General features: G+C 58.3%; 20 protein-coding genes, 2 tRNA genes and 1 pseudogene. 17 read left to right on the plus strand and 6 right to left on the minus strand.

Features of this window, described 5'->3' with window-relative positions:
* The first annotated feature begins 251 nt into the window (after positions 1 to 251).
* Positions 252 to 989: an ABC transporter ATP-binding protein gene (locus CHU71_RS02795; RefSeq protein WP_147760124.1), complete on the plus strand. Its 738-nt coding sequence runs from the start codon at positions 252 to 254 to the stop codon at positions 987 to 989.
* Entirely contained in the window at positions 989 to 3,532 is a 2,544-nt protein-coding gene (locus CHU71_RS02800) for an ABC transporter permease (protein WP_147760125.1), read from the plus strand. The genes CHU71_RS02795 and CHU71_RS02800 overlap by 1 nt, the downstream gene beginning before the upstream one ends.
* Here CHU71_RS02800 and CHU71_RS02805 read toward each other — a convergent pair.
* The 3 genes from CHU71_RS02805 to CHU71_RS02815 are packed head-to-tail and all read right to left on the minus strand — an operon-like array spanning position 3,529 to position 5,634.
* The gene (locus CHU71_RS02805) at positions 3,529 to 3,897 is read right to left on the minus strand and encodes a CrcB family protein (RefSeq protein ID WP_005532180.1); all 369 of its coding nucleotides are present in this window, start codon (positions 3,895 to 3,897) and stop codon (positions 3,529 to 3,531) included. The genes CHU71_RS02800 and CHU71_RS02805 overlap by 4 nt on opposite strands.
* A complete protein-coding gene (locus tag CHU71_RS02810) occupies positions 3,894 to 4,202 on the minus strand; it encodes a fluoride efflux transporter family protein (RefSeq protein WP_046645824.1) in 309 nt (102 codons plus the stop codon). The genes CHU71_RS02805 and CHU71_RS02810 overlap by 4 nt, the downstream gene beginning before the upstream one ends.
* Before the next feature lie 10 nt (positions 4,203 to 4,212).
* A complete protein-coding gene (locus CHU71_RS02815; protein WP_147760126.1) occupies positions 4,213 to 5,634 on the minus strand; it encodes a sodium:alanine symporter family protein in 1,422 nt (473 codons plus the stop codon).
* A gap of 158 nt (positions 5,635 to 5,792) precedes the next feature.
* Between CHU71_RS02815 and pgm the strand changes: the two genes are divergently transcribed.
* The 6 genes from pgm (at position 5,793) to CHU71_RS02845 (ending at position 10,039) form a co-directional block, all read left to right on the plus strand.
* Complete coding sequence (pgm, locus tag CHU71_RS02820; RefSeq protein ID WP_147760127.1) at positions 5,793 to 7,409, plus strand: phosphoglucomutase (alpha-D-glucose-1,6-bisphosphate-dependent); 1,617 nt, start codon at positions 5,793 to 5,795, stop codon at positions 7,407 to 7,409.
* A 16-nt stretch (positions 7,410 to 7,425) separates the two neighbouring features.
* On the plus strand, positions 7,426 to 7,890 hold the full coding sequence (locus CHU71_RS02825; protein ID WP_005532189.1) for a MauE/DoxX family redox-associated membrane protein: 465 nt from the start codon (positions 7,426 to 7,428) through the stop codon (positions 7,888 to 7,890).
* Between the two features lie 143 nt (positions 7,891 to 8,033).
* Positions 8,034 to 8,786, plus strand: coding sequence for a thioredoxin domain-containing protein (locus CHU71_RS02830; protein ID WP_147760128.1), 753 nt, complete (start codon positions 8,034 to 8,036; stop codon positions 8,784 to 8,786).
* Between the two features lie 157 nt (positions 8,787 to 8,943).
* A tRNA-Ala gene (locus CHU71_RS02835) sits at positions 8,944 to 9,016 on the plus strand.
* A gap of 46 nt (positions 9,017 to 9,062) precedes the next feature.
* Positions 9,063 to 9,138, plus strand: a tRNA-Ala gene (locus CHU71_RS02840).
* Positions 9,139 to 9,304: 166 nt separating this feature from the next.
* The gene (locus CHU71_RS02845) at positions 9,305 to 10,039 is read left to right on the plus strand and encodes a fructosamine kinase family protein (protein WP_187272007.1); all 735 of its coding nucleotides are present in this window, start codon (positions 9,305 to 9,307) and stop codon (positions 10,037 to 10,039) included.
* Here the strand turns inward: CHU71_RS02845 and nadE are convergent.
* A complete protein-coding gene (nadE, locus tag CHU71_RS02850) occupies positions 10,036 to 10,881 on the minus strand; it encodes an ammonia-dependent NAD(+) synthetase (protein ID WP_147760129.1) in 846 nt (281 codons plus the stop codon). The two genes, CHU71_RS02845 and nadE, sit on opposite strands and share 4 nt — an antisense overlap.
* Between nadE and CHU71_RS02855 the strand changes: the two are divergent.
* The 5 genes and pseudogenes from CHU71_RS02855 to nrdE all read left to right on the plus strand — a co-directional run bounded on the left by CHU71_RS02855 (position 10,880) and on the right by nrdE (position 16,009).
* Positions 10,880 to 12,260, plus strand: a pseudogene (locus CHU71_RS02855) (sugar porter family MFS transporter). The gene nadE and the pseudogene CHU71_RS02855 overlap by 2 nt on opposite strands.
* A 125-nt stretch (positions 12,261 to 12,385) precedes the next feature.
* Positions 12,386 to 12,508 carry a type B 50S ribosomal protein L36 gene (ykgO, locus tag CHU71_RS02860; RefSeq protein ID WP_003847162.1) on the plus strand — a complete coding sequence of 41 codons (123 nt, stop codon included), beginning with the start codon at positions 12,386 to 12,388 and terminating at the stop codon, positions 12,506 to 12,508.
* A 509-nt stretch (positions 12,509 to 13,017) separates the two neighbouring features.
* Positions 13,018 to 13,257 carry a glutaredoxin-like protein NrdH gene (gene nrdH, locus CHU71_RS02865; protein ID WP_005531104.1) on the plus strand — a complete coding sequence of 80 codons (240 nt, stop codon included), beginning with the start codon at positions 13,018 to 13,020 and terminating at the stop codon, positions 13,255 to 13,257.
* Between the two features lie 26 nt (positions 13,258 to 13,283).
* Positions 13,284 to 13,715 carry a class Ib ribonucleoside-diphosphate reductase assembly flavoprotein NrdI gene (gene nrdI, locus CHU71_RS02870; protein WP_005531103.1) on the plus strand — a complete coding sequence of 144 codons (432 nt, stop codon included), beginning with the start codon at positions 13,284 to 13,286 and terminating at the stop codon, positions 13,713 to 13,715.
* 131 nt (positions 13,716 to 13,846) lie between these two features.
* Entirely contained in the window at positions 13,847 to 16,009 is a 2,163-nt protein-coding gene (gene nrdE / locus CHU71_RS02875) for a class 1b ribonucleoside-diphosphate reductase subunit alpha (protein WP_005531102.1), read from the plus strand.
* Positions 16,010 to 16,114: 105 nt separating this feature from the next.
* On the opposite strand, the gene CHU71_RS02880 is transcribed toward nrdE, so the two are convergent.
* Entirely contained in the window at positions 16,115 to 16,831 is a 717-nt protein-coding gene (locus tag CHU71_RS02880; RefSeq protein WP_147760130.1) for a FadR/GntR family transcriptional regulator, read from the minus strand.
* 378 nt (positions 16,832 to 17,209) lie between these two features.
* Here CHU71_RS02880 and nrdF point away from each other — a divergent pair, with 378 nt between their 5' ends.
* The 4 genes from nrdF to CHU71_RS02900 all read left to right on the plus strand — a co-directional run bounded on the left by nrdF (position 17,210) and on the right by CHU71_RS02900 (position 22,560).
* A complete protein-coding gene (nrdF, locus tag CHU71_RS02885) occupies positions 17,210 to 18,199 on the plus strand; it encodes a class 1b ribonucleoside-diphosphate reductase subunit beta (RefSeq protein WP_046645813.1) in 990 nt (329 codons plus the stop codon).
* A gap of 505 nt (positions 18,200 to 18,704) precedes the next feature.
* The gene (gene ctaD, locus CHU71_RS02890) at positions 18,705 to 20,420 is read left to right on the plus strand and encodes a cytochrome c oxidase subunit I (protein WP_147760131.1); all 1,716 of its coding nucleotides are present in this window, start codon (positions 18,705 to 18,707) and stop codon (positions 20,418 to 20,420) included.
* Positions 20,421 to 20,591: 171 nt separating this feature from the next.
* Entirely contained in the window at positions 20,592 to 21,827 is a 1,236-nt protein-coding gene (serB, locus tag CHU71_RS02895) for a phosphoserine phosphatase SerB (RefSeq protein ID WP_370450478.1), read from the plus strand.
* Positions 21,820 to 22,560, plus strand: coding sequence for an aminoacyl-tRNA hydrolase (locus CHU71_RS02900; RefSeq protein WP_172453819.1), 741 nt, complete (start codon positions 21,820 to 21,822; stop codon positions 22,558 to 22,560). The genes serB and CHU71_RS02900 overlap by 8 nt, the downstream gene beginning before the upstream one ends.
* On the opposite strand, the gene CHU71_RS02905 is transcribed toward CHU71_RS02900, so the two are convergent.
* Positions 22,557 to 24,536 carry an ATP-dependent DNA helicase gene (locus tag CHU71_RS02905; protein ID WP_147760132.1) on the minus strand — a complete coding sequence of 660 codons (1,980 nt, stop codon included), beginning with the start codon at positions 24,534 to 24,536 and terminating at the stop codon, positions 22,557 to 22,559. The two genes, CHU71_RS02900 and CHU71_RS02905, sit on opposite strands and share 4 nt — an antisense overlap.
* Positions 24,537 to 24,578 lie beyond the last annotated feature (42 nt).

Consider the following 24,578-nt stretch of genomic DNA (forward strand, 5'->3'; position numbering starts at 1 on the left):
CAAGGAGCACAACCCACCAAGGGACGTGCTCCTTGTTCTTTTAGAGGGCCAGCCCCTGACAACAAAGTCAGGGACCAGCCCTCTCTTGATCGTTTTGGGGGTTTCTGCATGGAGATTTGTTCCAATCGGGCCATCCAACCTTAAAGGTTGTTCGGAAAGTGACCCGCAGGTGCGCGGTGTTAGCTATGGGGCGCTAGTGTAGGGGAGATAGTTTTGTTTCATTTCATCCCTCACCGTTAGGAGACCCCTTTATGAGTCCAACAAGCAGCGCAGCGGCCCGCGCCGTCGAGCTATTCAAGCAATACGGTCAAGGCGATACCGCAGTTACTGCACTGGACCATGTCAACGTGGAATTCGAGCGCAACAAGTTCACCGCAATCATGGGCCCGTCTGGCTCCGGCAAGTCGACGCTGATGCACACAATGGCGGGCTTGGACTCCGCAACGAGCGGCTCGGCTTTCATCGGCGATACGGACATGTCGCAGCTCAAGGATAAAGAGATCACCGCGCTGCGCCGAGACCGTCTAGGCTTTATCTTCCAGTCCTTCAATCTGGTGCCTACCCTCACCGCTGCAGAAAACATCACTCTGCCGATGAACATTGCGGGCAAGGACGTCGACCAGGCGTGGTTTGAAGAAGTGACCACGCGTCTAGGGCTTGCGCAACGCCTTACCCACAGGCCGGCTGAACTCTCCGGCGGTCAGCAGCAGCGCGTCGCCTGTGCGCGTGCGCTCGTGGCACGTCCAGAGATCATCTTTGGTGACGAACCCACCGGTAACCTAGACTCCAATTCCTCGGCGGAAGTGCTCGATATTCTTCGTACCGCCGTTGACCAGGATGATCAGACTGTGGTCATCGTGACTCATGACGCTAAGGCGGCGTCATACGCAGATCGCGTAATTTTCCTCGCCGACGGCAAGCTCGTTAATGAGCTGGAGAACCCAACCATGGAATCCATCCACAAGGTCATGGCGGAGATTGAGATCTAATGGCAACAAACAACACTATGCGCAAGGTCTCCTTGCGCAATATCATCGCGCATAAGCTGCGACTTGCGCTGACGCTCCTTGCGGTGGTGCTGGGCACCGCGTTCATCGCTGGTTCCTTCATGTTCACCAACTCGCTTTCGAACACGTTTGATGCCGCGGTCTCCAACAGCTTCACCGGCGTTGACGCTGCGGTGAGCAAGAAGGACTCGGGCCCAGAACTCGACGAGAAGCTGCGAAGTGAGCTCGCCAAGGACGCCAAGGTGGGCAACGTTAACATCGAAGGCGCCCAGACGGTCGTTGTGGCGAACGATAAAGCAGAAGCCTTCCAGACCGCCGGGGGCACTGCCCACGTGCGCCCCTATTACCCGGCCGACCAGACCGTGGGCGAGCCCGGCGAGATCGTCGAGGGCGAGGCTCCACAGGGTCCCGGCGAGGTTCTCATCAATGACTCCGCAGCAGAAAAGTTTGGCGTCACGGTGGGGCAGCAGCTCATAGCGGTCCATCCGGACAAGCGTGACGAGGTGAAGGTGGTTGGCATCGAGAAGCCAGCTGTCGACGCAGGTCAGGCGCTGACACTGCAGATGGACAACAAGGCCTTCACAGAGCGCTATGGAAATTCCCAGCAGCTAAAGGTCTCTGCGGCGGAAGGTGAAACCCCCGAGCAGCTCGTGAACCACCTGAACAAGACATACGACGTCGAGGCAGAGTCCGGCGAGAAGCTAGCTGAGGAGATGTCAGAGATGATCTCCTCCGCGCTGAAGTTCGTGAACTATTTCCTTATCGCCTTCGGCCTCATCGCTTTGCTGGTGGGTACGTTCATCATCGCTAATACCTTCTCTATGATCGTCGCGCAGCGCACCAAGGAGTTCGCTCTCTTGCGCGCACTTGGCGCCTCCCGCCGCCAGATCACCCGCTCCGTGGTGGTCGAGTCCTTTATCGTGGGCCTCATCGGTTCCGCGGTAGGCGTCGTCGCAGGCATGGGCTTGGTGGCCATCATCAAGGCAGTGCTGAAGTCCCAGGGCATGCCGATGGACGGCAACCTTGGCTTGAGCCTGAGCGCCATTATCGTCCCCATTTTGTTGGGCGCCGCGGTCACGGTGGTATCGGCGTGGGCGCCGGCTCGCCGCGCCGGTACGGTGGAACCCGTCGAGGCAATGCGCACCACCGAATCGGCCGCTGGTTCCTCGCTGAAGGTCCGCACCATCATCGGCGGTTTGCTCATGGTGCTGGGCGTCATTTTCGTTGTGGTGGGTGTGCTTATCGACGCCGGTACCGGCATCCGCGCCAGCCTCGTCGGCCTCGGAGCCCTCAACTTGATTCTGGGATTTGCCCTCGCAGGCCCGGCGTTGTCGCTGCCCATCGTTCCTACTTTGGGAAGAGTCATCGGTGCACCTTTCGGGGCCGTCGGCAAGCTTGCGTCTACTAACTCCAAGCGCAACCCACGCCGTACCGCTGCTACCGCCTTTGCTTTGACCTTGGGCGTGGCACTGGTGACGGCGATCGGCATGCTTGGCGCCACGATGAAGTCTTCCGTTGCAGATACTCTGGAAAAGGACCTCAGTGCCGATTACCTGCTCTCCGGCCCATCCCAGGGCAATTTCCCGACTCCGGCCGAGACTAGCGAGCGCGCTGCAGAAGCCGAGGGCGTGGGTCAGGTGGTTACGGTGGGTACCGCTCCGGTAGAGATCGATGGCCAGGCCTCGATGCAATATGGCCCGCAATATTCCATGACTGAGACGGTCAGCGGCAATCCGAGCGATGTCTTCAAACTCACGATGACGCAGGGCGATACGGACATCGCCGATGGCGGATTCGTGGCTGATAAGACCACTGCGGAGAAGCAGGGCTGGAAAGTCGGTGAGTCCTATAAATTGACTGGCCCGATTCCTGGCAAGTCCGCCAAGGTGGAGCTCAAGGGCATCTACGAGGACTTCCAGATGCTGCCCAAACTTGCGGTATCCCAGAAGAGCGCCGAGGAGCTCGTGCCTGCCGACGCCATCACGGTCGCCATGGTGGGTGTCAACGGCGAGGAAGGCGTGGATCTCGAGCAGCTGCGCGGCAACCTCGAGGAAGCAGTTAAGGGCCTAGTCGTGGTCCAGGTTGCATCTGGTGAAGAATACGCCGGCGAAGCTGCTGGCATGATCAACCAGATGCTGTCGATCCTTTACGCGTTGCTTGCCCTCGCGGTGATCATCGCGGTGCTGGGCATCGTCAACACGCTTACGCTGGGCGTTATCGAGCGCCGCCAGGAGATTGGCATGCTGCGTGCGGTGGGCACCCAGCGTCGCCAGATCCGCACCATGATCACGCTTGAGTCTGTGCAGATCGCCGTCTTCGGTGCGGTCATGGGCATGTTGATGGGCCTCGGACTTGGTTGGTCCTTCATCAAGGTCTTGGCAGATGAAGGCCTTAATAACGCCGTTGTACCGTGGGGCATGCTGGCAATTCTGCTCGTGGGTTCCGCGGTGGTTGGTGTGCTCGCCGCACTGTGGCCAGCGCAGGGCGCATCGAAGACGCCGCCACTCGATGCCATTGCGGACTAGAAGTTGTTGTAGATAAGCGGGGCCCACATGGCCCCGCGCCAAGCCAGGACCACGCCGAGGGCGAGGGTCCAGAAGAGGTACTGGGTGAATTTCCAGTACCTCTTCTTTTTGATCATTTCGCCTAGCTCCTTGGCCAAGGTCGACCAGGTGGAAAGGCCACCTGCGAAACCTACGATGGCGAGGGGATAGATGGTGTTGGCTAAGGGGGCGTCGACAAGCATGGCGAAGCCATAAGCCAAGCCGATTGCCAGCGCTCCGCACATGTTGGAAGCGAAGGTACAGACCGGCGCGGGGAGCACCTTGGTGAAGCCGTAGCGCCCCATGCCGCCTAAGAAAGCGCCAAACAGGATATAGAAAAGTGTCATCGTGGGGCCACCTTGTCACCGATGAGGTAAGCGCCCACGCATCCAAGCACCGTGGCCACCACGTAGCCCGCAGCGATGGCGGGGGAGGCGCCCGAGGTGAGGTAGGCGAACGTGGCGAAGCTGGTAAAACCTCCCAGCACACCCGTGCCCCAGAAAGGCTTGGGCTTGAAATAGCCCATTAGTGCGCTGCCGAAGATGTTAATAATAAGCAGCGGCAACATCCCGCCGCCTAAGAGTGCGGACAAAAAATAGCGGGCCACGGCGCCAAGTGCGGCGCCGGACCCGACTACTAGTGCTTGAGGCATGCCCTACATGTTACTTCCAGTCCATCTGCTGGGAGCGCACGAACTCCTCAACGTCCTCGATTGGCTTGTTGAGCTTGGGATCGAACTCCAGGTAGGCCTTGGTCTCGCGGGCGATGAGACCGGAGAGGATAAGCAGGCCGATGAGGTTCGGGATGGCCATGAGGCCGTTGGCCAGGTCGGAGAAGGACCATACGACGTCAAGCTCGGTCACCGCGCCGATGAAGACGACGACGGTGAAGAACATGCGGTATGGGATGGTGGCCACGCGGCCGAAGAGGGAGGACAGTGCGCGCTCACCGTAGTAAGACCAGCCGACGATGGTGGAGAAGGCGAAGAAGATGATGGACAGGGAGACAATAGTGCCGCCCCAATGGCCGGGCAGGCCGGCCTCGAAAGCCTTGGCGGTCATGATGCCGGCTTCGTCGCGTCCCATGTCCCACACGCCGGTCACCACGATGACAAGGCCGGTGATGGTCACGACGATGAGCGTATCGATGAATGTCTGAGTCATGGAGACAAGCGCCTGACGGGCTGGGTGCGGGGTCTTGGCGGCAGCTGCTGCGATTGCGGCGGAACCCATACCAGACTCGTTGGAGAAGATACCGCGGGCGACACCGTATTGGATGACCATGATGATGGAGGAACCGATGAAGCCGCCCGCCGCGGAGGTGCCGGTGAAGGCATCAGTGAAGATGAGGCCCAGTGCTTCTGGAATCTGGCTGGCGTTGCCGATAAGGACTACGAGGCCGCCGACCACGTAGATGATGATCATCAGCGGCACGAAGGCGGAGGTGATGCGGCCAATGGCCTGGATGCCGCCCAGAAGAACTGCACCGACGAGTACGAACATGAGCGCGCCGGAGGCTACGGGGGTGACTCCGAAGGTGGATTCCATGTTGGTGGCCACGGAGTTGGCCTGCGTCAGGTTGCCGATACCGAAGGATGCAAATACTGCGAAGATGGCGAAGGCGGTAGCGAGAGTTGTGCCGAGTGGGCCTTTGATGCCGTGTTTGAGGTAGTACTGCGGTCCGCCGGCCTGCTCACCTTTGGAGTCGGTGGTGCGGAAGCGGACACCGAGGTAAGCCTCGGCGTACTTGGAGGCCATGCCCATAAGGCCCGTGAACCAGATCCAGACGAGGGCACCTGGGCCGCCGATGGACAGCGCGGTGGCGACGCCGACGATGTTGCCCACACCGACGGTGGCGGCGAGTGCAGTGGTAAGTGCCTGGTAGTTGGAGATATCGCCTTCTGTGGACTTGTCGTCGGGGTGGTCGACGAAGGCGTGGCGCAGGGCGCGACCGAGCGTGCGGAACTGAATGCCGCCGAGGCGGATGGTCAGCCATAGTCCAGTACCGAGCAGGAGCGGAATAAGGACGAAGGGTCCCCAGACCACACCGCCCACCGTATCGAGAGTATTTTGCACTGAATCCATGCTGAGAAACTACTACATAATAGAAATTCAGTTAAGTGAGTTAGTAATTTGAGTTCGCATTTTCCCCCTTGTGGGGGTTGAAAGTGCTGCGAAATCATGTGGGAAAGGGCAAGCTTGGCAGGAGAATCAATCGCAGACGTCTAAGGAGACTCCCCCCCATGGCCCACGAGCGCGCCGGTCAGTTGGCTCAGCCGAGTGACCTCATTGATATTGCTGAGCTGGTCACCGCGTACTACACCCGTACTCCGGATGTGGAGAATCCGGATCAGCAGGTAGCTTTCGGCACCTCGGGCCACCGCGGTTCCGCCTTGGATACGGCCTTCAATGAGAACCACATTCTGGCGATTACCCAGGCGATCGTGGACTACCGCGCGGAGCAGGGGACTACCGGTGCTATCTTTATCGGTCGCGATACCCACGCGCTTTCGGAGCCAGCAATGGTCTCGGCCTTGGAGGTTCTCTTGGCTAATGGCCTCGAGGTCCGCGTCGATGACCGCGGCCGCTACACCCCGACCCCGGCTGTCTCCCACGCGATTCTCACCAACCTGGGTACCGACGGCATCGTGATTACGCCGTCCCACAACCCACCGCGCGATGGTGGCTTCAAGTACAACCCGCCAACTGGTGGACCGGCCGATACCTCTGCCACGGACTGGATTGCGGAGCGCGCCAACAACTACCTGCGTGCTGACCTTGAGGGCGTCAAGCGCGTGCCTGTCGACGGCGTGCTCGACGAGCGCTGCGTCAAGCACAACTACGTGGATAACTACGTGGCTGATCTGCGCAACGTGGTGGACATGGATGCCATCAAGAAGTCTGGCCTGCGCATCGGCGCGGACCCGATGGGCGGCGCTTCTGTCGATTATTGGGCAGCAATCGCCGCGCACTACGAACTCAACATGACCGTGGTTAATCCGGAGGTAGACGGAACTTTCCGCTTCATGACCCTGGATACAGACGGCAAGATTCGCATGGACTGCTCTTCGCCGAACGCCATGGCTTCTCTCATCGGCAACCGTGACAAGTACGATCTCGCCACCGGCAACGATGCCGACGCTGACCGCCACGGCATCGTCACCCCGGATGCTGGTCTCATGAACCCGAATCACTACCTCGCTGTGGCTATCGAGTACCTGTTTAGCCACCGCCCCAACTGGGGCAATGCCGGCGTGGGTAAGACCTTGGTTTCCTCTTCCATGATCGATCGCGTGGTGGCCAAGCTGGGCCGCGAGCTCGTCGAGGTGCCGGTAGGTTTCAAGTGGTTTGTGCCGGGTCTCGTGGAGGGAACCATCGGCTTCGGTGGCGAGGAATCTGCGGGTGCTTCCTTCCTGCGCTTTGACGGAACCGTGTGGTCGACTGACAAGGATGGCATCATCTTGGACCTGCTTGCGGCCGAAATCACAGCGGTGACTGGAAAGACCCCTTCGCAACGCTACGCGGAGCTGGCCGAAGAGTTTGGTGCGCCTGCCTATGCGCGTACCGACGCCCCCGCCAACCGTGAGCAGAAGGCGGTTCTGAAGAAGCTGTCGCCGGAGCAGGTTACCGCCACTGAGCTGGCCGGAGAGGAAATCACTGCCAAGCTGACGGAGGCGCCAGGCAACGGTGCGGCCATCGGTGGTCTCAAGGTGACAACGCAAAATGCATGGTTTGCCGCGCGCCCATCTGGTACGGAAGACAAGTACAAGATCTATGCCGAATCCTTCCTCGGTGAGGAACATCTCAGGAAAGTCCAAGAGGAAGCACAGGCTCTCGTTTCCCAAGTCCTAGAAGTTTAGGGTTAAACTAAATCGCGTGACCAAGAAAATTGACAAGAAGCTGATTCTGGACGTCGTCAGTGCGTTTGCTCGCTTCTATATGGCTTATATCTGGATTAAGGCCGGCGTGGCCAAGCTTGGCGAACCGCTGTCCGTAATGCAATCCATCAAGGCCTATGAAATCTTTACCCTGGAATGGTCGGGGTACCTGGCCAACATCATCGGACCGCTTGAGATTATCGGCGGAGTGCTTTTGCTCCTCGGCTTGTTCCTGAAGACTTCCGCCAAGGTGGGGACCATCGTTTTGGCGCTGTTCATGATTGGAATTGGTCAGGCTTGGTTGCGTGGTCTTGGGATTGACTGCGGCTGCTTTGAAGCAAACCCGGAGCAGGATGCGCAGGTTATGAACTATATGATGACCTTGTTGCGCGATACCTTCTACATCTTCCTCATGGTGTGGACGATGGTGCGTCCGTTCAAGAAGTTTGCACTCCACCCATAGTCCCACTGATTTCCAAGACAATTCATTGCCAATGTCACGTTTTTTCTGATGGAAATGCCCAGTGTATTGGGTATATTCTCTGTTGAGATCGTGAAACAAAACCCGCGCGAGCGGGCAACCCATAAAGGCTAGGTTTATTCACTATGGCTTCTAAAGCTACAAAAGTTTCGGACCCTAACGCGAAGGGAAGCAGTGGCTTCCTCTGGGCAGTTGGTGTCCTCCTCGTCATCGTCGCCGTGGTCATAGGCTTCATTGTGTGGAAGGGCCAGGGTGCAAAGACCGAGGCTCTCGGCGATATGCCGACTGAAGAAACTTCCATGAGCATGGAGTACGCCGACAACGCGGTTGTCCTCAAGGCTGCTGACGCTAAGAAGGACGCCACTGAGGTTGAGCTCTACGAGGACTACTCGTGCCCTCACTGCGGTGAGCTTGCTATTGCGAGCGACGGCGACATGAAGACTGCCATCGAAGAGGGCAAGCTCATTGTGCATGTCCGTACCCTGAACTTCCTCGACGGTAGGGATATCGAAGGTAACACCGGTCACTCCACTAAGGCTGCCGCCGCGATGGAGCAGATTGCCAAGGCCGGTGACGTTAAGACCTACTGGAACCTCCGCAAGTACCTGATGGAAAACCAGCAGGAAGTTGCTAACCAGTGGTCCTTTGAAGACTTTGCTGATGCTGCTAAGCAGCTCGGTGCTGATGACTCCTTGGTTGACTCCATCAAGAACGTTGACATCAAGAATGGCAACAAGCTGGCCAAGTTCAACTACGACAAGCTGGAGAAGGACACCGGCTCGGTTTCCTCCCCGCGCATCATCAAGGATGGCAAGGACTTCCCGGAAGAAGGCTCCGGCAAGTCAATTATGGAGTGGGTCTCCCTGATCACTGCCTAATGTGCAGGACAATCGGCATCTAACTGGATGCTGTTCTGCTTTTCAAATTTGCGCGCTTGAACACCAGAAATGTTGTTCAAGCGCGCGATTTGGTTGGGTGAAACATTAAACGATATATTTAAACGAGTTGCAACCGTCACGGTTGTATCTCGTAAGAGGGGCTATGGCGCAGTTGGTAGCGCACCACACTGGCAGTGTGGGGGTCACGGGTTCGAATCCCGTTAGCTCCACCGCATCGCAACTACGCGAAGCAACCACAATTTAAATACCTACTCTGGGGCTATGGCGCAGCTGGTAGCGCACCACACTGGCAGTGTGGGGGTCACGGGTTCGAATCCCGTTAGCTCCACCACCTAGAGGGCAGACCGTGATGTCTGCCCTCTCTTTTTGTTTTCCCATGGCCGAGGCGCTGCTTTGGCATTGGATCTGCGTATCTGCCAACGAAGGTGTCAGTTTCTCGTTGGTGGGGCGCTTCGTTGTCAGTTATGCAGGTTTTGGGCCTAGGTAGTCTGGGCGCCATGGATGTTTACACCAAGAAAGTGCGCACCGCCGACCAAGCTGGCGCCGAGGCCGCTGGTCTGCGGTGGCTGGCCGAAGCCCGCCCCGACGTGGTGGTAGAGGTGACGGGGGTTAGTGCGACGTCGATAAGCACGCGGCGTGTTGTGCAAGCGACGCCAACCGCGGAAGCTGCCCGTGCGTTCGGCAGGGCGCTGCGCGAGGTCCATGAAGCAGGCGCCCCGGCATTTGGTGCGCCGCCAGCGGGATGGGAAGGCAAGAACTACATCGGACGAATCGAGCAGGACTGCACGCCCACCAGCAAGTGGGGTGAGTTCTACGTGGAGCAGCGCGTTTTACCCTTTGTGGAAGGCACGGATCTGCCAGGCGACGTCGCAGACGTAGTGCGCCGGGCTGCCGACGCCGTCCGTCGCACGCAGTGGGACGTGTCCCCAGCCCGCATCCATGGCGACTTGTGGGCGGGCAACGTGCTGTTCACGGCAGATAGTGCAGTGATGATCGATCCGGCAGCGCACGGCGGTCACCCGTATACCGACCTAGCCATGCTGGAGCTTTTTGGAACGCCCTTCTACGACGACATCCTCCGCGGCTACGGTGCCGGGGACGATGTGGCGACGTGGATTCCGACGCATCAGCTGCATCCGCTGGCGGTGCACGCGCTTACCCACGGACCGGTGTATTACCGGCCATTGGGTGCGGCAGCGCAGGCTACGTTGGAAGCGCTGGGGGAGAGCTAGCGCGCCAGCGTGTGCGGGCCCGGCGGCATGATGCGCTTGTGCGCGCCGCGGTACCAGAGTTCCTCGATGCGCTGGCGTGCGGCCGCGGGAACATCTTTGCCCTCGAGGTAGTCGTCGATGTGGGTGTAGGAGACGCCGAGTGCTTCTTCGTCGGCTAACTGTGGGCGGTCTTCTTCGAGGTCAGCCGTGGGGATCTTTTTCCAGGTGGACTCAGGAGCGCCCAAGTGCTGGAGCAGCAGTGCGCCCTGGCGTTTGTTGAGGCCCTCGAGTGGGAGCAGGTCGGCGGCACCGTCGCCCCACTTGGTGAAGAACGCCGTGATGTTTTCTGCAGCATGGTCGCTGCCGATAACGAGTGCGCCGACCTCGCCGGCGATGGCGTACTGCGCGGTCATACGCACGCGAGCCTTGACGTTGCCGCGGTTAAAGTCGCCGAGGTTGAACTCGCCGTTGTCAGAGTTGCCGAGTGCAGTGGCGACGGCGTCGTCAAGCTCCTTGGTCGCAGGGGCAATGTTGACCGTAAGGCGGTGATCCGGCTGGATGAAGTCCAACGCAATTTGAGCGTCGTCCTCGTCGGCCTGCACACCGTGCGGCAGGCGCACAGCCCAGAACTGGGTTCCCTCCACGCGCGCCACAGCAAGCTGTGCCAAGCGGCCGGCCAAAGTGGAGTCTTGGCCGCCAGAAATCCCCAGCACGAAGCCCTTCGCGCCAGTCTTGCGAAGGTAGTCTGCAAGAAATTCGACGCGCGACTCCACCTCTTGTTCTGGATCGATCAAGGGCTTTGTACCCAGGTGTTTTATGATGCTGTGCTGCAGTTGCGCTCCGGTCTGTGACATGACGCCCATGGTAGCTGCCTGTAAGGATAAACGAGTGAAAAATCATTCTTTCGTCAAAGCCGTTGCCATCGTTGCCGCGCTCGGTGGGCTGCTCTTTGGCTACGACACCGGCGTCATGTCCGGTGCCCTTTTGTTTATTGGCCCCGAGTTCGACATGAATTCCCACGAAGAAGGCTGGGTCACCTCCATGCTGCTCGTGGGCGCGGCTTTCGGTGCGCTCGTTGCCGGCCGCGTGGCAGATGCGTTGGGCCGCCGCAAGACGCTGATTCTCGGCGGCTGCGTCTTTGTCCTTGGCTCCATCTGGTGTGCCGTGGCCGACTCCGTATTTATGCTGGCCCTGGCGCGCGCGTTTCTCGGCGTGGCGGTCGGTGCGGTATCTATTGTCTCGCCGATGTACATTTCGGAAATCTCACCGGCGCGTGTGCGTGGGCGTTTGGTCTCGCTTAATACCTTGATGATCGTGGTGGGCCAGCTGCTGGCCTATCTGGTCAATTCCGCACTGGCTGGAACCGGCTCCTGGCGCTGGATGCTAGGTCTTGCCGCAGTCCCTGGTCTGCTGCTGGTGGTGGGCATGTTCTTCCTGCCCGATACGCCGGTGTGGCTGCTTAAGAAACGCAGAGTCGATGAAGCCTGGAAGCTGGCTGCGCGCGTGGGCATCCGCGGCACGGAACTCGGCACGGGTGGGGTCCGCGGATAGCGGAGCCGCTGGGGGAGCGGTTAAGCGTAGCGAGTGGCAGCGCCTGAAAGGGGAGCGTTGGCTCCAGGTCACCGTCCTGCTCGCAATGCTCATGGGGCTCACGCAGCAAATCACGGGTGTAAACGCGATTGTCTACTTTGCCCCGACCATGATGAATCAGGTGGGTATTTCCACCTCGAACGCGGTCTACACCTCGATCCTCATCGGCACCGTGTCCGTCATTGCCTGCTGGTTCGGGCTCAAGGCTGTGGACCGCATCGGGCGCAAGCGGCTGCTCATGATCGGCCTCATCGGCAATGTGGTTTCCTTGTTGGTGCTCTCTATCGCCTATCGCTTCGCCGAAGGCTCTACCACGATGGCTTTGGTTTCGCTGGCGTTCATGGCGCTATTCATTGCTTTCCAACAAGCTGCGGTCTCGCCAACGACCTGGCTGCTCATCTCGGAACTCGTACCCGTTGAGGTGCGCGGCATTGGCATGGGCATCGCGGGCCTGTCCCTGTGGGTGACTAACTGGGCGGTGGCGCAGTTCTTCCTGCCAATGGTGGACTGGTTGACTGGCCCGGTTGCTTTCATGGTCTTCGGTTTTCTTGGCATCTTGGCGATTGCCTACACCAAGCTGCTCATCCCGGAAACGATGGGGCGCAGCCTCGAGGATGTGGGCGATGAGATGCAAGCGCGATACGCTAATTAATCAGTGTTTTGGTTATGACGCGCGCGTGGGGTAATATTTTCCCTCGTGTCATGGCCGAGCATCATCTCGGTCACGCTTTAACTATTCAACCGCATGATGTTTGCGCATAACGAAAGGAGCGCCCGATGAAGGTTCGCAAGTCGCTTCGGTCGCTGAAGAAGAAGCCGGGCGCCCAGGTTATTCGCCGCCACGGTAAGGTCTTCGTGATCAACAAGAAGGATCCGCGCTTCAAGGCTCGCCAGGGCTAAGAGTAAAAGGATTTACCTTCCAGACGCCTCCCCGGGACTTCGGTCTCGATGGGAGGCGTCTTTTTGCTTTGGGCTACGTTTGGGCGGCGTTTGGGCGGCTTCTGGGTGGCGTTTGAGCACTGTGCTTGGCGACGTCTTCCTGGGGCACCGGCGGCAAGCGGTACAGGTGGTACGTGAGTGGCTGGAGTGAATGATGGGTTAAAATCCAGGGGCTAAATGTGTTCTTTGTCATAGTTTTAGGTTACGGCCAGGTAAACCTGCAGGAATCTCATCGGTGTAGTTACAGGGCTGATCGACCCTCGGGTCAACATGTGGGGTGTGGCCGGGTTGTATCCTGGGAATATCAGGCATGTAACTACTACATGTAGTGCCGGTTGCGGCTTTTGGGCACAAAGTATAGTGTCATTGATGTTGCTCCGGAGGGCTTAGGGGAGCGCGATAAGCGCACCTGCTCGGCCGGAATCCCAGCACACTGCATACTTGAAAAACGCGTCAAAGGACTTCCCAAAATGAGCATCACCCTCTACACCAAGCCAGCCTGCGTCCAGTGCAACGCAACCAAGAAGGCTCTCGACCGTGCGGGTCTCGAGTACACCTCCGTGGACGTTACCCTCGACGAGGAGGCTCGTGACTACGTGATGGCTCTCGGATACGTCCAGGCTCCAGTGGTTGAGGCTAACGGTGAGCACTGGTCCGGTTTCCGTCCAGAGCGCATCAAGGCCCTGGCTACCGTCGCTGCTTCTGCCTAAGCACCAGCTGCGCTAGGAGTTAAGCAATGCTGGTCGTGTATTTTTCCTCAGCGACGGAAAATACCCGCCGCTTTGTAGACAAACTGGGTCTGCCAAGCGCTCGCATTCCTTTGTATAAGAATGACGAGCCGCTTATCGTGAACGAGCCCTACGTCCTCGTTTGCCCCACGTACGGTGGAGGCGCTTCCATTAGCCACGAGAATTCGCGCCCGGTACCTAAGCAAGTAATTCGATTCCTAAATAATGAGCACAACCGCGGTTTGATTCGAGCCGTCATTTCTGGCGGCAACAGTAACTTTGGCGCAGACTTCGGTAAGGCGGGGGATGTCATCTCCGCAAAGTGCAAGGTCCCTTACGTCTATCGCTTCGAGCTGATGGGCTCAGATGAAGACGTAAAGATCTGCAGGGAAGGCCTCATTTCCCAGGCGGCAGCCCTCGGGCTGGACGCCGCGGCCTAAACCTTGAACAATAGGTAACTGTGAATCGAGCCAAGATGGCTTGGGCCAGTTACCTTACATATTCTCTCCACTATTTTCTCCAGCAGCGCTGCGGCGCTGTTTCACACCTCAAGAGAAAGGCTCCATCAGCCGTGACCACGCAATTGGGCAAGACCGTAGCCGAACCAGTAAAGCCAGAAGAACAGCTGGATTACCACGCGCTGAATGCATTGCTCAATCTCTATGACGAGAATGGAAAGATTCAGTTCGATAAGGATCGCGAGGCTGCGAACCAGTTCTTCCTGCAACACGTCAACCAGAACACGGTCTACTTCCATGACTTGGAAGAGAAGATGCGTTACCTGGTGGAAAACAAGTACTACGAGCCGGAGCTGCTCGAGCAGTATGACTTTGACTTCATCAAGTCCCTGTTTAAGCGCGCCTACTCCTACAAGTTCCGTTTCAAGTCCTTCCTTGGCGCGTACAAGTACTACACCTCCTACACTCTGAAGACCTTCGACGGCCGCCGTTACCTGGAGCGCTTCGAGGATCGTGTCTCCATGACTGCTTTGTTCTTGGCAGACGGTGACACCACCGTGGCTGAGCACTTGGTTGATGAAATCATGACTGGCCGCTTCCAGCCGGCCACCCCAACCTTCCTCAACGCCGGCAAGGCACAGCGCGGCGAGCTGGTTTCCTGCTTCCTGCTGCGCATCGAGGACAACATGGAGTCCATCGGCCGTTCCATCAACTCCGCTCTGCAGCTGTCCAAGCGCGGTGGCGGCGTCGCCCTGCTGCTGTCGAATATCCGCGAGTCCGGTGCGCCGATTAAGCACATTGAGAACCAGTCCTCTGGCGTCATCCCGGTCATGAAACTTCTGGAGGATTCCTTCTCCTACGCTAACCAGCTGGGTGCTCGCCAGGGTGCAGGTGCGGTCTACTTGAACGCACACCACCCAGACATCATGAACTTCCTTGATACCAAGCGCGAGAACGCTGACGAGAAGATTCGCATCAAGACTTTGTCTCTCGGCGTCGTTATCCCAGATATCACCTTCGAGCTGGCCAAGAAGAACGACGATATGTACCTGTTCTCGCCATACGACGTCGAGCGCGTTTACGGCAAGGCCTTCGCTGACATCTCCATCACGGAGCACTACGAAGAGATGGTCGAGGATCCGCGCATCCGCAAGAAGAAGATCAACGCCCGTCACTTCTTCCAGACCGTTGCTGAGCTGCAGTTCGAGTCCGGCTACCCGTACATCATGTTCGAGGACACCGTGAACAAGGCCAACCCGGTCAAGACCGGCTGGATCAATATGTCCAACCTGTGCTCGGAGATCCTCCAGGTTAACTCTCCGTCCGTGTTCGCCGATGACCTGAGCTACGAAACCATGGGTTCCGATATCTCCTGCAACCTAGGCTCGCTCAACATCGCGATGACCATGGACTCGCCGGACTTTGGCTTGACCGTTGAGACTGCTATCCGTGGCTTGACCGCCGTGGCAGACAAGACCGCCATCAACTCCGTGCCTTCCGTGCGCAAGGGCAACGACGACTCCCATGCCATCGGCCTTGGCCAGATGAATCTGCATGGATACTTGGGCCGCGAGCACATCGAGTACGGCTCTGAGGAAGGCTTGGACTTCACCAACGCCTACTTCGCGGCAATCATGTATGCAGCGCTGCGGGCTTCCAACAAGATCGCTCGCGAACGCGGGGAATACTTCTCCGAGTTCCCACAGTCTGAGTACGCATCTGGCGAGTTCTTCGACCGCTACGATCCAGAAGAGTTCAAGCCACGTACCGCACGTGTGCAGGAGCTTTTCGACGCCTCCTCCATCCACACCCCAACCGCTGAGGACTGGGCGGCGCTGAAGGCGGACGTCGCCAAGCATGGCCTCTACAACCGTAACCTGCAGGCAGTGCCGCCAACGGGCTCGATTTCCTACATCAACAACTCGACCTCCTCGATCCACCCGATCGCATCGAAGATTGAGATTCGTAAGGAAGGCAAGATCGGCCGCGTCTACTACCCGGCGCCGCACATGGATAACGACAATCTCGAATACTTCAAGGACTCCTACGAGATTGGCTACGAGAAGATCATCGACACCTACGCTGAGGCCACCAAGTACGTGGACCAAGGCCTGTCCCTGACCTTGTTCTTCAAGGACACCGCCACCACGCGTGACATCAACAAGGCGCAGATCTACGCATGGCGAAAGGGCATTAAGACCCTGTATTACATCCGCCTGCGCCAGATGGCACTGGAAGGTACCGAGATCGAGGGCTGTGTCTCCTGCATGCTCTAGAAATCGGCAGCGTCTAATCAGCAAACGAATCACGCCCCCAGCCACTCACGGTGGTTGGGGGCGTGATTCGGTCTTGTTAAGACTTTTACGGGGGAACTATGGACTTTACGCGTTCTCGTCGACGCTAGCGCGTGCTTCGTCAAGGATGGAACGAGCAATTCGCTCGGCATCGTCAGGGCGGGAATTCTGGATCGCGTGCGCCAAGTCCTGGTGCAGATCGGAAGTGCCGGCGATTGGGTTTCGCTTTTCAGAGCCGAAGACGGACTTGCCCTTGAGCATCGAAAGAAGGGAAGGCGTCAAGGCGGCGAACATCTCGTTTCCTGAAGCATGCAGAACCATGCTGTGGAAACGCAGGTCCGTCGCAAGCTCTTCGCCAACTCGGCGGGAAGGGTTGATCTCAAGTTCGTGGAGGCGATCTGCCAGTTCCACGATCTCTTGCTTCTCGGCCTCTGAGGCGCGGGTAGCTGCCATACGGGCGGCGATAGGCTCGATGGCAAGGCGCAGTTGATTGAGTGAATCTAGCTGTTTTTGGCGGCCTTTTTCGCAGGCTAGACGCCAATTAATGATGGATTGATCGAAGACGGCCCATTCACTTAATGGCAACACAGTGATTCCAACTCGGCGAGATGAAGATACCATGCGCAGTTGCTCGAGTGCACGCATCGCCTCTCGGGCGACTGTACGGGAAATGTCGAAACGTGCACAGATATCTTGCAGGGTAAACCGTTGTCCGGTTTCGATAGTTCCGCTAACAATTTCGGCCCCTATTTGATCGAGCACGGTGGTGAGCAGAGGAACTGGAGACTCGCTGGAATTAGCCACGGTAGGGGGCCTCCTTGTGCAGAATTTGAAAATTAAAAGCGCTTACCGGCAATTGAATGCGAAATCCATATCAAGAAAAGAATGGCCTTGAATTGGCACCCCTTCCATGAAACGTAAATACATCCTAAGGGATGCCAATGTTAACTACCCGTAAGAGCTGTAAAACTATTGAATTGCGTTCAATTTACCGTTTATTCTGGGGTTGAGGAAGTTTTCTTCTGTGGAATGGGCCGAAGTGTCTGTCGAGGCGCGGCGCAGATCTGCCCAATTGCTGCTTTATGGAGCGTTGATACGGCTACCAGTGGCAATGCGTTTAGACAGTCGATTGAGTATGATTGAGCAAGTTAGAGTCCATTTAAATAAAGAGGTGCAAGCCCTTTGTCTCACGAGTATGATGAGTACATCGCAAGCCATGCGGAGCCAGTGAAAGCCATCAACTGGAACACTGTTCCGGATGACAAAGATTCTGAGGTGTGGGACCGTCTCACCGGTAATTTCTGGTTGCCTGAAAAAGTGCCAGTGTCCAATGATCTGCAGAGCTGGAAGACGCTTACCGAGCATGAGCAGCAGACCACCATGCGCGTTTTTGCTGGGCTGACCCTCCTGGACACTATCCAGGGAACCGTCGGTGCGGTTTCCTTGCTGCCTGACGCCAAGACCCCGCATGAAGAGGCGGTCTATACAAACATCGCCTTCATGGAGTCTGTGCACGCGAAGTCTTACTCCAACATCTTCATGACACTGGCCTCCACGCCAATGATCAATGATGCTTTCCGTTGGTCTGAAGAGAATGAGAATCTTCAGCGCAAGGCAAAGATCGTAATGTCTTACTACAAGGGGGCAGATCCGCTGAAGAAGAAGGTGGCCTCCACGCTGTTAGAGTCCTTCCTTTTCTACTCCGGGTTCTACCTACCGATGTATTTCTCTTCCCGTGCGAAGCTGACCAACACCGCTGACATCATCCGCCTTATCATCCGTGACGAGGCAGTGCACGGTTACTACATTGGCTACAAGTTCCAGAATGGCTACAACGAGCTGCCGGCTGAGAAGCAGGAAGAAATTAAGGAATACACCTTCGATCTTCTCTACGAGCTCTACGACAACGAGATTGATTACACCGAGGATCTCTACGACGAGCTCGGCTGGACCGAGGATGTAAAGCGTTTCCTGCGATACAACGCCAATAAGGCGCTGAACAACCTCGGCTTTGAGGGGCTGTTCCCGGCTGACGAGACCCGCGTTTCCCCGGCCATCCTGTCTTCCCTCTCGCCGAATGCGGATGAGAACCACGACTTCTTCTCTGGCTCCGGTTCCTCCTATGTCATTGGCAAGGCTGAGGACACTACTGACGATGACTGGGACTTCTAAGAACTAGAAACCTCAAGGGGGAGTGGACGGCTTTATGGGCCGTCCACTTCTTTGGTTTTCGGGTAAATTAAATGCTGAATAAAAGGTGGAATAGTTCACTGCAGTATTCTCTTTTATGCGGAAATCCCATTGGGTGCACCTGTAACAGGTGAATTGGGGGAGCGGGAGGGACTCGCTGCGCCGCCCGCGAATCAATCTTAAGGATGATTACCTTAGGGGGTGTGTTTTTCCCTTCTGGCTCAAAGGTCCGAATAAAACTTGTGGCGAGGATCACGTGCTTTGAGGTGAGTTTTTGAGCTTATTGCAGAAACGCAGCCCGCGTGCTGGGGGTTCTTTAGTTGGGGTGCCTAAAAACGGGGCTAACTAGCTTTGATGGGCATTGGGGAAAGCTGGAAAATTCACAAGTGAGTCCCCTAATATAAGTCGAGTAAACCTAGGTGTTGTGTCGACAGGTCCATTTACCAGGAGCTGGCGTGCATAACACTTGTTCTTCAGGAGGAATTAAATGACCGCTGTGGCGCCAAGGCTCGACGATTACGTCGCGCCAACTCGTCCAGAGCCGACTGGCAATGCCAAGACCGGCTCTAAGGCTTGGGTAATGCTCACCACCACCGACCACAAGCAGCTGGGCATCATGTACTTGATCATGTCCTTCAGCTTCTTCTTCCTCGGTGGCTTCATGGCCCTGCTGATTCGTGCTGAGCTCTTCAGCCCGGGCCTGCAGTTCCTGTCCAACGAGCAGTTCAACCAGCTGTTTACCATGCACGGCACCGTGATGCTGCTGCTGTTCGCTACCCCGGTTGTCTGGGGCTTCGGTAACTACATCCTGCCGCTCCAGATTGGTGCACCTGACGTGGCCTTCCCGCGTTTGAACGCATTCGGCTTCTGGATCACCCTGACCGGCGGTATCGTCATGCTGCTCGGTTTCGCCACCCCAGGTGGTGCTGCTGACTTCGGTTGGACCATGTACGTCCCGCTGGCTGACTCTGTCCACACCCCGGGTATCGGTGCTGACATGTGGATCGTCGGCGTCGGTGCAACCGGTGTCGGTACCATTGCTTCCGCAGTCAACATGATCACCACCATCCTCACTCTGCGTGCGCCAGGTATGACCATGTTCCGTCTGCCGGTATTCACCTGGTGTATCTTCACCGCTTCCGTCATCGTTCTGATGATCTTCCCGCTGCTGACCGCAGGTGCACTCGGTGTGCTCTACGACCGTAAGCTTGGCGGCCACATTTACGACTCCGCTAACGGCGGCGCGATCCTGTGGCAGCACCTCTTCTGGTTCTTCGGCCACCCTGAGGTTTACGTCCTGGCACTGCCATTCTTCGGCGTTATCTCCGAGGTCATTCCGGTCTTCTCCCGTAAGCCAGTCTTTGGCTACATCGGTTTGGTCTTCGCGGTTCTGGCTATCGGCTCCCTGTCCATGGCCGTGTGGGCGCACCACATGTTCGTGACCGGCGCCATCCTGCTTCCGTTCTTCTCCTTCATGACCTTCCTCATTGCCGTTCCTACCGGCGTTAAGTTCTTCAACTGGGTTGGCACCATGTGGAAGGGCCACATCACCTGGGATACCCCGATGATTTGGGCAATGGGCTTCCTGTCCACCTTCCTCTTCGGCGGCATGACCGGCGTTATGCTCGCTTCCCCAGCACTTGACTTCCACTTGGCAGAGTCCTACTTCCTGATTGCTCACTTCCACTACACCCTGTTCGGTACGGTTGTGTTCTCCGCTTTCGCAGGCCTCTACTTCTGGTTCCCGAAGATGACCGGCCGTATGCTCGACGAGCGTCTTGGCAAGATTCACTTCTGGTTGACCTTCATCGGCTTCCACGGCACCTTCTTGGTCCAGCACTGGGTGGGCAACATGGGTATGCCACGTCGTTACGCTGATTACCTTGAGTCCGACGGCTTCACCGTTTACAACCAGATCTCCACGATCTTCTCCTTCGTTCTCGGCGCTTCCGTTATCCCGTTGGTTTGGAACGTCTTCAAGTCCTGGCGCTACGGCGAGATCGTCACCGTCGACGACCCATGGGGCTACGGCAACTCCCTCGAGTGGGCTACCTCCTGCCCGCCGCCACGCCACAACTTCGTTTCCCTGCCGCGCATCCGTTCCGAGCGCCCAGCGTTCGAACTGCACTACCCACACATGGTTAAGCGCATGCGCGAGGAAGCACACGTCGGCCACACTCCAAAGGATTCCGGTGCTCACTAAAGCTATAGGCTAAGACACCTAACTCCTGGCAAACCGCCTCCCCAACAGCACCACGCGGTGCACTGGGGAGGCGGTTTTGTGATCTCTCCCGAACAAGTGGGCTTAGTTGAGTAACAGAACAGGCCGAATAGCCCCAATTCTTTCCAAAAATATGTCTTGACGTGCGATACTGTGCACGTGGAAAACCAAACTGAAAACAATGTCACGCACGCACAGGCTCCTGAACCGGCCACCAACCTGGATACCTTTGCCGTCATTACGACCTCGGGGCCAGATAAGCCGGGCGTGTCTGCGGCATTCTTTCGAGTGCTGTCGTCGCACAACATCGAACTGGTCGACGTCGAACAAGCCATCTTCTCTGGCCGCATTTCGCTCGCAGCTTACGTGCGCCTCGATAGCGCGCGTCTAGAGCAACTAGAGCAGGGACTGCGCAATACCCTGAGCATCTACAACCAAGTCATCAGTCTCGATATCAAAGCGGATGAAACGACTTCCCGCGCGCGTTCGACCCACTCGGTTGTCATCCTGGGGGAAAGCGTCACAGCGCGCACGATGTCGGCAGTCGCACAGGAGCTAGCAAACTTCGACGCCAACATTGATCGCATCCGCGGCTTGTCTACCTATCCGCTGATGGGCTTCGAGCTCTTTATTAGTCTGCAGGGCTCTGGGGACCCCGTGCGTTCCGCGCTGGCGCAGCTATCGAAGGAACTCAGCGTCGACATCGCAATTGAGCGTGCCGGCCTTCAGCGCCGCGCTAAGCGTCTCGTTTGCTTTGACTGCGACTCCACCCTTATCACCGGCGAGGTCATCGAGATGCTTGCCGCACACGCGGGTAAGGAAGCAGAGGTCGCTGCCGTAACCGAGCGTGCCATGCGCGGCGAGCTCGACTTTGAAGAATCTCTTCGTGAACGTGTTGCCACTTTGGCTGGGTTGGACGCTAGCGTCATCGACGAGGTGGCCGCGCAAATTCAGCTTACGCCGGGTGCTCGCACCACAGTGCGCACTCTCAACCGCATGGGATACCGCACAGCGGTCGTCTCTGGCGGCTTCATCCAAGTGCTTGAAGACTTGGCAGCGGACCTGCAGTTGGATTACGTCCGTGCCAACACGCTCGAGATCGTCGACGGCAAGCTCACCGGCCGCGTCATAGGCAAGGTCGTTGACCGCAAGGCCAAAGAGGAGTTCTTGCGCGAGTTCGCTGCAGACTCAGGTTTGCGCATGAGTCAGACCGTTGCGGTGGGCGATGGCGCTAACGATATCGACATGATTAGTGCCGCTGGCTTGGGAATTGCCTTCAACGCAAAGCCAGCGCTGCGCGAGGTCGCGGATGCGTCAGTCAGCCATCCATACATGGATGAAATCCTGCAGATTCTCGGAATCCCAGCTGAGGAGGTCGTCAGTGAGTGACCCCGAGTCACTGCGGGTAGCCCACGAGCGGCTGGTGCGAGCTTGCGATGATCGGAGCTGGCGAGAAGACCCTGAGGATCCCGATCGCCCTGAGACCATCCAGGCCATGCAGCTGGCGCTGAACCTGCCGAAGGAGGATACGCCTGCACGCTCGGTGGTCCTAGAGTCCGCCGCTCGTGCCGTCGTGGCGCTGTGCTTAGACGACCGCGCCGGCCAGGACTCAGCCTTTGCTGCGGCCCTGGGCCAGTGGTACGGCCATCGTATCCGCAAGGTAGCGCGTCGCGCGCGTAACAAGGCATGGACGGACGTTCAAACGGTCCCCGGTGTCACCGTAGATAATATCGCCCGCGCCTTCGTACCATCGGCGGTCTCCGAGGTAGATCCGCTCGTGCGCAAGCTCCAGATCGGGCACACCGATCTGGAAAAGGATGAGCCAGGAGCCCCGCTTGGCGACGCTCCGGTAATCTACGTCGATTCGAGCCTTGAGATGAGCGCAGGAAAAGCCGCGGCCCAGGTGGGCCACGGCTCCATGTTGTTGGCTGCGAAGATGAGCTTCGAGGAAGTTAAGCGATGGGCAGCACGCGACTTCGTGCTGTCTGTGCGCGAGATCGACTCTGAGGGCTTCCTCCGTGCGTGCGCAGCGCCTGGGGCAGTCGTGGTGCGTGACGCCGGATTCACCGAAGTTGCGCCCGACTCAGCTACGGTCTGCGCGTTGCGCGCGCCGCTGAGCTAGCGGTCCGTAACGAGGCGCTGCAATGCCCCCTGGACCACCGTGGAGTCGGTGGTCTGCCAGAACTGCGGCATCGATGCCTTGAGGAACCCACCGTAGCGTTTGGTTTCGAGGCGGTTATCGAGGACTGCGACGACGCCACGATCAGTAACTGAACGCAGCAATCGCCCAGCCCCCTGTGCCATGAGGAGTGCCGCATGGGTTGCGGAGACCTCCATGAAGCCGTTGCGTCCAGCGGCCTGGGCGGCTTCGGTGCGCGCCTGCATGAGGGGATTGTCCGGGCGGGGGAACGGGATTCGGTCGATGAGGACCAAAGAGCAGGCGGGGCCGGGCACGTCGACGCCCTGCCACAAGGTGAGGGTGCCAAAGAGGCAAGAATTCTCGTTCTTAGAGAAGCGCTCCACCAGCGCGCCGATTGAGTCCTCGCCTTGGACGAAGACGTCGAAAGGCAGCTTTGGTTTGAGCTCTTGCGCAGCCTGCTCGGCAGCACGACGCGAGGAGAACAACCCTAGCGTGCGCCCGCCGGCGGCCGTGATGAGCTCGCGCATCTCCTCGATGGTCTCCGGTGCAAGGCCATCGCGGCCGGGCTGTGGCAGATGCTTGGCTACGTAGAGAATGCCCTTCTTAGCAGGATCGAAAGGATAGCCCACGTCGAGTGAGTCCCAGGTTCCCTTCGGCATGCCCCACTGCGCGGCCATAGCATCGAAGCGCCCGCCGAGCGCCAAGGTCGCGGAGGTAAGCACCACGGTCTGTTCGCCGAAGAGCTTCTCGTGCAACATGCCGGCGATGGAAAGCGGTGCCACGGCAAGGGTGTCGGTGAAGCTGCGTTCGTCGCGCTCGAGCCAAACCACGTCTTCGTGGGCCGAGGGGTCCCCGGTGGCAAAGACGTCAAGGATGCGAGCTACGGCCTCGGCCATGGTGGCGAGGTGGTTGGCCAAGTTCTGGCGCTCAGCAAACTTCTCCGGATCATTGGCCTGCTCGCCTTCGGGAGTCCGGGCAATTGCCTCGCGGCATTCGCGCAGGGTGTCGCCTAAGGCAGTGAGCTGAGACTTGGCGTTGTCCGGCATGTCTGTCCAGCGGCCAGGCCCGAATTCGCTGAGGAGGATGGTGAATTCATCGGCGAGTTCCGCCAAGCGCTGGTCTTTGCCGTTCGCGCCCAGGCTCTTGGCACGGTTGGCAGCCATCTTGATGGCGCGGGAGGTGATCTCTGCGGTGGACACCGAGGTGATTCGGCCATCGAGCTCGTGGGCCTCGTCCACGATGACTACCTCGTGCTCGGGTAGCACGTTGACATCAGAGACGGCGTCGATTGCCAGAAGCGCGTGGTTGGTCACCACGACGTTGACGTCCGCGGCCTTGCGGCGAGCCAGTTCGGCGAAGCACTCCTCTCCGTGAGGGCAACGCGTGGCACCGAGACACTCCGCGGAAGTTACCGATACCTGGCGCCACGCTAAGTCCGGAACACCTTGGTCCAGATCGTCGCGGTCGCCAGTCTCGGTCTCATCAGCCCAGTCGTAGAGCCGCTTGATGTGGCGGCCTAGCCGTGAGACTTCGTGCTCTTCGAGCAGTTCGCCTTGTTCCTCAGCGAGCTCGTCGGCGCGTGCTACTTTGTTGAGGCACAGGTAGTTGGAGCGTCCCTTCATGATTGCGAAGGTGGGCTTGGACTCCATGACGGGCTCGAGAGCGTCGACAAGCCGCGGCAAATCGCGCTCGACCAGCTGACGCTGCAGTGCCAGGGTCGCGGTCGAGACGATGACGGTGTGCCCGGTGTTTTGGGCGTGACGAATAGCGGGCACCAAGTAAGCAAGGGACTTACCAGTACCGGTGCCGGCCTGGACGGCTAAGTGACGCTCGGATTCCAGGGCCTTGGTGACGGCGTTAGCCATTTTCAGCTGCCCCTCGCGGCGCGCGCCGCCGAGGGATTCAACGGCGGCGTCGAGAAGCGTCTCAGTGCTTTGGTTTAAAGGCTCGTCACTCACTCGGTCGAGTTTAGCGCAGCCGCAGAATCTTTCAGGAAGCCC

This window comes from Corynebacterium sp. LK14, from assembly GCF_008042215.1.
Classification (GTDB): Bacteria; Actinomycetota; Actinomycetes; order Mycobacteriales; family Mycobacteriaceae; genus Corynebacterium; species Corynebacterium striatum.